Raw genomic sequence first — 9,259 nt, forward strand, 5'->3', positions numbered from 1 at the left:
GGACGGCAATTATTACTTTTTCACCATGCCGCTGCTCGTGGGCATTGCGGAAATGCATGGCGGCCGGGCTACGCCCCAGTTCTGGCAGGATTTTTCCTCCTACATGGCCGGGGAATTCGGCAGGGCATACACCAGCACCAAAGTTTCGCAGATGCGGACCATCCCGGTGGGAAAGAGCATTACCGTCGAGCATCACGTCACCACCTATGACAATATCCGGGACATCATCAACAATACCAGCGACCCGATAGTCATCAACCGATGCATGTGCCGGATGGGAGCGGCGGCGCGGGGCAACCCCTGCAAGAAGACTCACCGTGAAGAAACCTGCATGGCCTTCGGGGAATGGGCGAAGCTGGCGGTAGCGGGTGGTGTCCGCCCCATCTCCAAGGAAGAAGCGCTGGAAATCATGCGCCAGAATGAAGAGGACGGGCTCGTCCTGCAGCCCAACAACTACCGGAAGGTGGATTTTGTCTGCGCCTGTTGCGGGTGCTGCTGCGGTATTCTGAAGGTACAAAAGGCCTTGCCTGATCCGGCGGTGGTCTGGGCGCACAACTTTTATGCGACGGTGGATGCGGGGTCTTGCACGGGCTGCGGCACGTGTGTCGAGCGCTGCCAGGTCAATGCCATCGGGATCGACGAAAAGAGCGGTGCGGCCGTGATCGGCCTGGAGCGGTGCATCGGCTGCGGCAACTGTGTGGTCACCTGCGCCTCGGAAGCCATAAAACTTGTGAAAAAGGAGGAAGAAACCGTTCCACCCGTGGACGCTCCCGCGCTTTACAGGATGCTGGCGGAGAGGATGTAGCCGACCTTTACCTGTGGCGGGCCCGGCAGGGCTCGAACCTGGGACCCGGTGATGACGGGATCTCAAAGCCGAGCGTTTTTCCCCGCCGTTACTGGACCCGATAGATCCCAAAAAGCCTGAGCCGTCGGTGGCCGCCGTCAATGGCGGCGGGGAGAACGATCCCGGCAGCGGCCCTTTCCCGTCGAATATTCATGACACAGATATGTGACAAAAACCTTGACATATCGGTGAATATGCGGCTAGCTTGCCGCTACATCGTGGAATTTTCAGGAAACGAGGGCGCCATGGCATTATCCGAGGAAGCTAAAAACGGGATCACCCGCAGGGAATTCTTCAAGAACACGGCGATCAAGGGAACCACCGCTGTCGCTTTGGGCGCCGGAGGCATGGCGATTCCGGCGATGGCCCAACCCGCCAAGTCGGCAAAGGTGTCTGCGAGGACGATCCGGGAAGCCGCCCGTCAGACCAGGGTCTGCCGTACGGCCGATGTTGTGGTCGTGGGCGGCGGACCGGGGGGGATCGGCGCGGCCCTGGCCGCGGCCAGGAGCGGCGCCAGCACGGTTCTCATCGAAAGATACGAGCACCTCGGCGGCATGGGCACGGGCGGACTGGTCACCATCATCCCCTCCATGACCGATATTCACGGCAAACAGCAGATCGCCGGCATCACCCAGGAGTGGGTCCGGAGGCTGGACGCCAGGGGCGCGGCCGATTACCCGAAGAAGGAGCATTGGGGTTCCAGGGATAAGAAGCTGGTCGAATATTACCGGAACCGGTCCCCCTTTTATGCCACGGGCGACAGTGTGGGGTATTCGGCCCACATCGATGCCGAGATATCCAAGTGCCTGTTTCAGGACATGATGAAGGAAGCGGGGGTCAAGACCTACCTCCATTCATGGGGAACAGAGCCGGTCATGGAGGGAAACCGGGCCAAGGGTGTCATCTTTGAAAGCAAATCGGGCCGGCAGGCGGTGTTGGCGAAGGTTGTCATCGACTCCACCGGCGATGGGGACCTGCTCCCCTACGCGGGGGCACGCTTCGAGACCCATATCGATAAAACCCTGAGGAGCGCCAACCTTTCGTTCTCCTACTGGATCGATAACGTCAATCTCAAAAGGTATGAGGAGTACAAGAAGGCCAACGCGGGCGGACTGGCCGAAAAGATGCGCGAGGTCAGAAAGCTGGGGGGGACGGCGGGATTCCTGACCAGCAACCTGAGAAACCAGGAGAACGTGGTCTGGTGCTTTCCGCGGTACGCGAACAAGAGTCAGTACGACGTCGAGGAGCTGACACGGGTGGAGTTTCTGGGCCGCAAGGAGATGATGATCACCCACGATTTTTACAGGAAGCATGTCCCCGGTTTCGAAAAGAGCTTCATCGTTCTCTCCAATTCGCAGCTCGGCACGCGCGGCGGCAGGCGGGTTGTCGGGGATTACGTCGTCACCGAAAAGGACATGAAGACCAAGACCCTTTTCAAGGACACCATCGCCGTATTCCCCAATGCGGACGAAAAAAACCCTTTGATGTACATGCCCTATCGCTGTCTGATACCGCGCAACGTCAACAACCTGCTCGTCGCCTGCCGCGCGTTCTCGTCGGATGCCGTCATCAATGACACCTTCAACTTGATCCACCATTGTATCTGCCTGGGACAGGCGGCCGGCACCGCGGCGGCCCAATCGATCAGGAGCGGCGTGGATCTCAGAAAGATCGATATCCGGGCTTTGCAGGCCAGCCTCAGGAAGCAGGGGGTCATCCTGCCCGCTTAGCGGCGGTGCTTCGACGGCGTCTTTTTTTGAGAACGCATTGGCGCATGATGCGCACGGGAAGGAACCACGCCGCCACGAGCGGATAGAGGGATGCATGGGCTCGGGTGGTGGTGAGGGGTTGCGCCGGAATGAAAAATAGAGGACGCCTCTATGGGAGACTGGCCTGCCTTCTGCTCGCGGCTCTCCTGTTGTTGCCCTTCCCCTTCTGGATCGACAGCTCCAGGGTATTCGTACAAGCCAGCTCCTTCGTTGCGATAGGTACGATCCTGGCGGGTGGAACGATCTGGGTGGGATCCATCCTCGGCCTGGCTTTTGCGGCGATCGCGCTGTTGCGGAAGAGGTGGTTCTGCCGCCATATCTGCCCGGTCGGCCTCCTCCTGGATGCCGTTTCCGGCACCCGATCGCCGGCCGGGGTCTGGTGGAAGCGTTCCCCTCCCATAGGCGAGTACATCGTTTTGCTGACGGCCGCCGGTGCCGTCCTGGGGTACCCGCTCTTTTTGTGGATGGACCCGCTGGCGTTCCTGAACAATGCGTTTTCGGTTTACGGCGCGACGGGGTTCCCGGCGGTCCTGGCCTCCCTGTCCGGCATGGCCGTGCTCCTCCTGTTGGCCATGACTTCGGGGGATCTCTGGTGCGCCCGGATCTGCCCCCTGGGCGCCACCCAGGACCTTCTGGGAAAGACCGGGTCCTTCTGCCGGAATTTCCGAAAGGCAATGCGAACCGGACCAGGCGAGAGAGCCGCGCGGGGAAATGCCGTCTGGGCAGGCAGGAGAATGTTCGTTGCGGTTGCGGCCGGCCTGGGATGGAGCCTGGTGGCACGCAAGAGCGGCGAGGCCGGATCCGGCCGCGCCCCGTTGCGGCCGCCGGGCGCGATTCGAGAGAACGAGTTTACGGGTCTCTGCCTGCGCTGCGGCAACTGCATGCGCGCCTGTCCGTCCGGGATCCTCCATCCCGACGCGGGACAATCCGGGGTCCGCGGGTTCCTGTCGCCCGTCGTCCGATTCGAGATGGATTATTGCAGAGAGGACTGCCACGCCTGTACGACCGTTTGCCCCAGCGGAGCCCTGCAGCGGCTCGGCCTGGAGCAGAAGAACAGGCATGTCATAGGAAAGGCCGGCGTGGACCCGGCCCTGTGTTTGTGGGGCGTCAGCGAGTGCCATGCCTGCGTGGATTCCTGTCCTTATGAGGCGATCCAGGTCCAGTGGTATGAAGAAACCTATGAATCCTTTCCGGCCGTCGATCCTGCAAAATGCAATGGCTGCGGTGCCTGCGAGGCGGTATGTCCCACCGGGGACCTGAGGGCGGTGAAGGTGCGCGCAACGAAGGATGGAAGGATCCCGCCCGGGGCGGCGGGATAGGGAGACGTATCATGTCAAAAGCAAGCAGGGTATTGTCGTATGCAGCAATCTCCGTATCCTTGACGATCATGGCCTGGGCGCAGAACGCGGCGGCCCCGGCAACCCGGCCGCTCCCCCCCGGGGTATCCAGGGTGACCGGCCCGCCGGTGGGCCAATCCGCGGGACAGACCCGGCGCGCCGGGCACGACCCGGTCGACGATCGCGTGGAAATCCGCGAATACGGCTTCAAGGAAACCGGGGAAAACATGCCGTACGCGGTGTTTGTCTCCTCGAAAATCGCCAAGGGCCGGAAGGCCCCCCTGGTCCTGGCCCTGCATGGATACAGCGGTAACTACGGCACCTTCATGCGCTCCGGTTGCGTCGAGGAGGCGGAAAAGAACGGCTACATCCTCGTTGGCGTGATGGGGTACAGCCCTACCGCCCCCTTCGGCAATACCAACCTGTTCGGTGGGAGCAGGGACGCGGCCCCGGCTCCCGGGCCTGCGCGCGCCGCCCCTCCCAAGGTAATGCCCGGAGCTCAGGGCCCGGCCATCGGCGGAACCAGGGAGACCGACCCGGCCAGAGTCTCGGAACTCAGCGAAATCGACACCATGAGAGTTCTGGAACTGGTGCGCAAGGAATTCGACATCGACGACGACCGCATCTTCCTGATGGGCCACTCGATGGGAGGCGCCGGTGCGCTGTATCTCGGCGAAAAATATGCCCCGGTCTGGGCGGCCGTTGCCTGTATCGCCGGCTTCGGCTCCCCCGATCCCAGGGGGAAGTTGAAAGACACCCCGCTCTATTTTACCGCCGGCAGCGAGGACAAGCTGGGCGCCATGGGGCGAACCACGGCCGAACAACTCAAAGCCGCCGGCCTCGACGTCGAGTGGAAGGAACTGCCGGGCCTCGACCACGGGAGCATCATCGCCGGTTCCATGCCCGATGTGTTCGAATTCTTCAACCGACACCCCAGGAAATCGGGGAAGTAGCCTCGAATATCGACCGATTTCGCGGTGGACCGCAAAACGGGCGAAGGTGACCGGGCTCCTGCCGCCTGCCGGCTCCAGTCCCCGACCGGCTCAGGCCTTGATCGGTTTCAGCCGCGCGTTGCGCTTCGATTCGCCGCTCGGCTTCCCGGTCACCGGATGCCTGAAGTGGTAGGGCAGGATATACCCCGTGACATAGCGGAGGTCGTTTTTATCCATCTCGATATCCGGTGATACCCTCGCGCCGGGATCTCCCGGATCTCCCGCCAGCATGGGTCCGGCGATATCCTCCGGCAGAATCCAGCCGTCATCGATTCGGACCCCGTAGGGTATGACCCAGTTGATGGCCAGGATTTTCCAGATGCCGTCCTCGCGGACATACCGGATTTCATAAATGCCGTTTATGAACGACCGGCTGAATTTCTGCTTCTCCCCCTCCCCGGCCGGCATCGGCATCATGACGCCGCCAAAGGCGTACCACCTTCCGCTGGCCGTGTTCCCATCCGGATCCACCGTGATCAGTCCAGCAGACGGTATGAGCTGATGCTGGAATCCGACCGGCGGGACCTGGCTGACATCGAAATATTTCCGTACTCCCGCTTTCCCTTTCCATTTGCCCTCGAGCCAATCCAGGAGAACATCGGGGCTGTCGGAGAAGCAATCGATGATCTCCTCCTTCATCATGTGTTCCACGTAATAGTTGTAGGCGTATTGCAGCCGGTTGATTGCCTGGATGTCCTCGACCCCCTGCAGCCGCTTTTCGAGCGCCTCGATCCTGGACTCGAGCGACAAGGTGTCCTTTCCCGATCTGGAGCAGCCGGCGGACAAGGCGCCCGCCATTGCGGCCGCCGCCCCCCCCGCGGCGACCTTGGTTACGAAGCCCCTTCTTGTTGTACTGGCTTTTTCCATCTTTTTCATGAGGATGAACCCTCCTGTGTTTACATTGCCCGCGACGCGCCTGATTCCGGGTTGTTTCTTTTCCAATACCAGCCGTTTCTACCGCAGAGAGAGAGAAAAGGCCCGATTACCTGAGCGTCTTGGCGACGCGGAAGCCGAGATAGCCGCGGCCGCGGGTATCGGGCGCATACACGTAGGCCCGGTTCGCGGAGCGCAGAGTCACCTCGGTGCTCTCGAATGAATTGGATCGGAACCCGCGCACGGAGCAATCGCCGTTTTCCACGGCGGAACCATCGGCGGGCAGCCGGGCGCCGTCGGGTTCGTAGCAATCCTCCACCCATTGATAGACGTTGCCGTACATGTCGCAGAGGCCGAAAGGATTCGCCGGGAAGGAACAGACGGGGGAGGTGGAATTCTCCCATCGGTCGCGCCCTTCGGCTTTCCCTCCCATCTCCCCGGCGGCATCCTCCCCGTAATTGGCATGCTCGTGGCTGGGCTGGTCCCCCCACCCGTAAACGGTCGTGGAGCCCGCCCGCGCCGCGTACTCGAATTCCGATTCCGACAATAGTCGATAGGTCCCTTCGCCCGTCCTGTCATTGAGCCAGCGGATGTGGTCCCGGGCGTCCAGCCAACTGACGCCGGTAACCGGGTGATGGCCGCGGGGAGGATCCGCAAGATTCCCGGTGGGAGTGCCATCGCGATCCAGCCGGAGCGCGGCTTCGACGGAGGCGCCGTCGCAGGCGCGGCTGCGGACGCATTCCTCCCACTGGTCCCATGTAACGGGCCCCTTGCTTACCGCAAACGAATGTCCGATCGTAACGGCATGTTGCCCTTCGTCCGCTTCCCGCCCTTTCTCCGTCGCGGGCGAACCCATGACAAACGCGCCGGGCGGGACGATCACCATCTCCGGACAGGCCGGGCAGTCCCTGAAAACGCTCCCTGCAGGATGGGGGGAGTGAGTGCAGGCGGCCCATACCCCCGCCAGCGTCAGCACGGCCATGGCGACCAGCGGAATTCCGGGGAGCGCTCGACCGGAACAGATGCAGGAGGGTTTTGACATTCCCCGGTTTCCCGCCGTTCGTCGATGCAGGGCAGCCATTGACCACATTACCTGTCGGGCGTCAGAAGTTTGTGTCGATCGCCCCGATCTTCGGCTAAAATGCCGCCATAGTCAACAGGATGGATGGGAACCCCGCGGACCGCGATGAGGATGAGGCCCATGAAGTTTTTCACGATGATCGGCTTGGCGTCGATGCTGGGCCTGGCTGCCTGCGCCCGGGAACGTCCCATGAAAAGCCCGGATGGAAAGATCGAGGTCCGTTTCAGGATCGCGGCCGGCGGCACGCCGGTCTATGACATAAGGCTTGACGGGCGGCAGGCTATCCGGGAATCGCGCCTCGGCATCGTGCGCCGGGACGCCGATTTCACGCGGAATCTGGCCATGGTTCGCGATGCGGGGCGGGAGCGGATCGATAACAGGCCGATCCGGGACGAATATGAAATTCTCACCGCCAAGCGCCGCCGCAACACCTATGTCGCAAACCAAACGGTGCACCATCTGAAACTGCCCGACGGCGAACGAATGGACATCCTCTTCCAGGTCTCCAACGACGGCGTGGCGTTCCGCTATCATTTCCCCGGAACCTCCGGGGAGGCAAAGCAAATCATCAGGGAGGCGACCTCCTTCAAGATGCCCGATGGAACGAGCGCGTTTCTTCAGCCGATGCAGGAGAGCGGGTCCGGCTGGGAGAGATCCAATCCCGCGTACGAGGAGTTTTACCTCGGGGACATCCCCGTCGGCACGCAGTCGACCCTGAAGGCGGGCTGGGTCTTCCCGGCCCTGTTTCGCGAGGGGGACCGGTGGCTGCTGATCAGCGAAACGGGACTGGGCCGGGGCTACTGCGGGAGCAAACTGGCGCACGAATCGCCCGGCGGGGAATATTTCATCGAGCTGGCCGACAAGCGCGAAGTCAGGGGGGACGGCCCGTCGTTGCCGCAATCGCCATTGCCCTGGACCAGCCCATGGCGCGTCATCGTCCTGGGTTCGCTCAAGACCATCGCCGAATCGACCCTGGGGACCGACCTGGCCGACAAGGCCCGGTCGCCCCTGACGGGCATCCTCCCCGGCCGGGCGTCGTGGAGCTGGCCGCTGCTGGGCGACAGCCGGACGACCTACGACGTCCAGAAACAGTTCATCGACTACGCCGCCGACATGGGCTGGGAGTATTGCCTGATCGACGCGCTGTGGGACAGGCAGATCGGCTATGACAGGATCAGGGAGCTCTGCGGCTATGCCGCGACCAGGAATGTCGGCGTGCTGGTCTGGTATAACTCCGCCGGCGACTGGAACACCACTCCCCAGACTCCCCGCGACAGGATGCTCACCCACGAAAGCCGCGTCGCCGAGTTCGACAGACTCCAATCCATGGGGGTCAAAGGGCTGAAGATCGACTTTTTCGGCGGCGACGGCCAGTCCATGATCGACTACTATCTGGACATCCTCGAGGACGCCGCCCCCTACGGCTTCCTGATGAACTTTCACGGCGCCACGCTCCCGCGCGGCTGGCAGCGGACCTACCCCCACCTCATGACCATGGAGGCGGTCAAGGGCTTCGAATACGTCACCTTCGGCCAGGAAAACGCCGACCACGCGCCCGCCCACGCCGCCATGCTCCCCTTCACCCGCAATGTCTTCGACCCGATGGACTACACCCCCGTCTGCCTCGACCGCGTCAGCGACGGCATCCGGCGGAAAACCACCTCCGCGTTTGAACTGGCGCTGTCGGTCATCTTCACCTCCGGCATCCAGCACTACCCCGAGGTTCCCGCCGGCATGGCCAGGATGCCCGATTATGTGAAGGATTTCATGAAGAAGGTCCCGTCGACCTGGGACGACAGCAGATTCCTGGATGGCTATCCCGGCAAATATGCCGTGATGGCGCGGCAAAAAGCGGGCAAGTGGTTCGTAGCCGGCATCAACGGGGAAGACGCCGGGCGTGCGCTTACGCTCGACCTCGCGGAACTGAAGGCCGCCAAGGGCACGCTCATCACCGACGGCGACGGCGAACTCTTCCGGAAACAGGATGTCGAGCTTCAACCCGGAGAGAAGTACGACCTGATCCTCCAACCCAACGGCGGCTTCGTCCTCACCCTGCAATAGCCGCCGGCGCGTCACAAACGGGGGGGGCATCGGGCCGTCCCCGTTTTTTCAGGCCGGGACGATGGCCTGGGCCGGACACCACCACTCTTCCGAGACGCAGGTGCCGCAGTCGGTGCATAGGCCGGCGTCGATGTGCACGGGCTGCAGGGTCCATCTCTCGAATTCGATCTTTTCGTCCGCGATGATCGCGCCCTCGGGGCAGCGCTCGACGCAATAGCCGCACTTGAGGCATTTTTCGGTCACTTGATACGGCATGTCCGGCTCCTGTTCCCGTTAGAATCCCTTGTCCTGCCACATGCTCC

The 9,259-nt window shown here is 62.3% G+C and carries 8 protein-coding genes; 5 read left to right on the forward strand and 3 right to left on the reverse strand.

What is annotated here, in order from left to right; all coding sequences use genetic code 11:
- From GXY47_07035 to GXY47_07050, 4 genes are all read left to right on the forward strand, one after another.
- On the forward strand, positions 1 to 805 hold an 805-nt coding region (locus GXY47_07035; GenBank protein ID NLV30897.1), incomplete at its 5' end, for a 4Fe-4S binding protein.
- Between the two features lie 284 nt (positions 806 to 1,089).
- A complete protein-coding gene (locus GXY47_07040; GenBank protein NLV30898.1) occupies positions 1,090 to 2,574 on the forward strand; it encodes an FAD-dependent oxidoreductase in 1,485 nt (494 codons plus the stop codon).
- 128 nt (positions 2,575 to 2,702) lie between these two features.
- Positions 2,703 to 3,932: a 4Fe-4S binding protein gene (locus tag GXY47_07045; GenBank protein ID NLV30899.1), complete on the forward strand. Its 1,230-nt coding sequence runs from the start codon at positions 2,703 to 2,705 to the stop codon at positions 3,930 to 3,932.
- Positions 3,933 to 3,943: 11 nt separating this feature from the next.
- A complete protein-coding gene (locus tag GXY47_07050) occupies positions 3,944 to 4,903 on the forward strand; it encodes a hypothetical protein (GenBank protein NLV30900.1) in 960 nt (319 codons plus the stop codon).
- Positions 4,904 to 4,993: 90 nt separating this feature from the next.
- Here the strand turns inward: GXY47_07050 and GXY47_07055 are convergent, their stop codons facing one another.
- Positions 4,994 to 5,818 (reverse strand): SnoaL-like domain-containing protein, encoded by an 825-nt coding sequence (locus GXY47_07055; GenBank protein NLV30901.1) that lies wholly within the window; start codon positions 5,816 to 5,818, stop codon positions 4,994 to 4,996.
- A 106-nt stretch (positions 5,819 to 5,924) separates the two neighbouring features.
- Entirely contained in the window at positions 5,925 to 6,857 is a 933-nt protein-coding gene (locus GXY47_07060) for a formylglycine-generating enzyme family protein (protein ID NLV30902.1), read from the reverse strand.
- 159 nt (positions 6,858 to 7,016) lie between these two features.
- Here GXY47_07060 and GXY47_07065 point away from each other — a divergent pair, with 159 nt between their 5' ends.
- Entirely contained in the window at positions 7,017 to 8,957 is a 1,941-nt protein-coding gene (locus tag GXY47_07065; protein ID NLV30903.1) for a glycoside hydrolase family 97 protein, read from the forward strand.
- Between the two features lie 48 nt (positions 8,958 to 9,005).
- On the opposite strand, the gene GXY47_07070 is transcribed toward GXY47_07065, so the two are convergent.
- The gene (locus tag GXY47_07070; GenBank protein ID NLV30904.1) at positions 9,006 to 9,212 is read right to left on the reverse strand and encodes a 4Fe-4S binding protein; all 207 of its coding nucleotides are present in this window, start codon (positions 9,210 to 9,212) and stop codon (positions 9,006 to 9,008) included.
- Between the last annotated feature and the right edge of the window lie 47 nt (positions 9,213 to 9,259).

The organism is Acidobacteriota bacterium, assembly GCA_012729555.1.
Classification (GTDB): Bacteria; Acidobacteriota; UBA6911; order UBA6911; family UBA6911; genus UBA6911.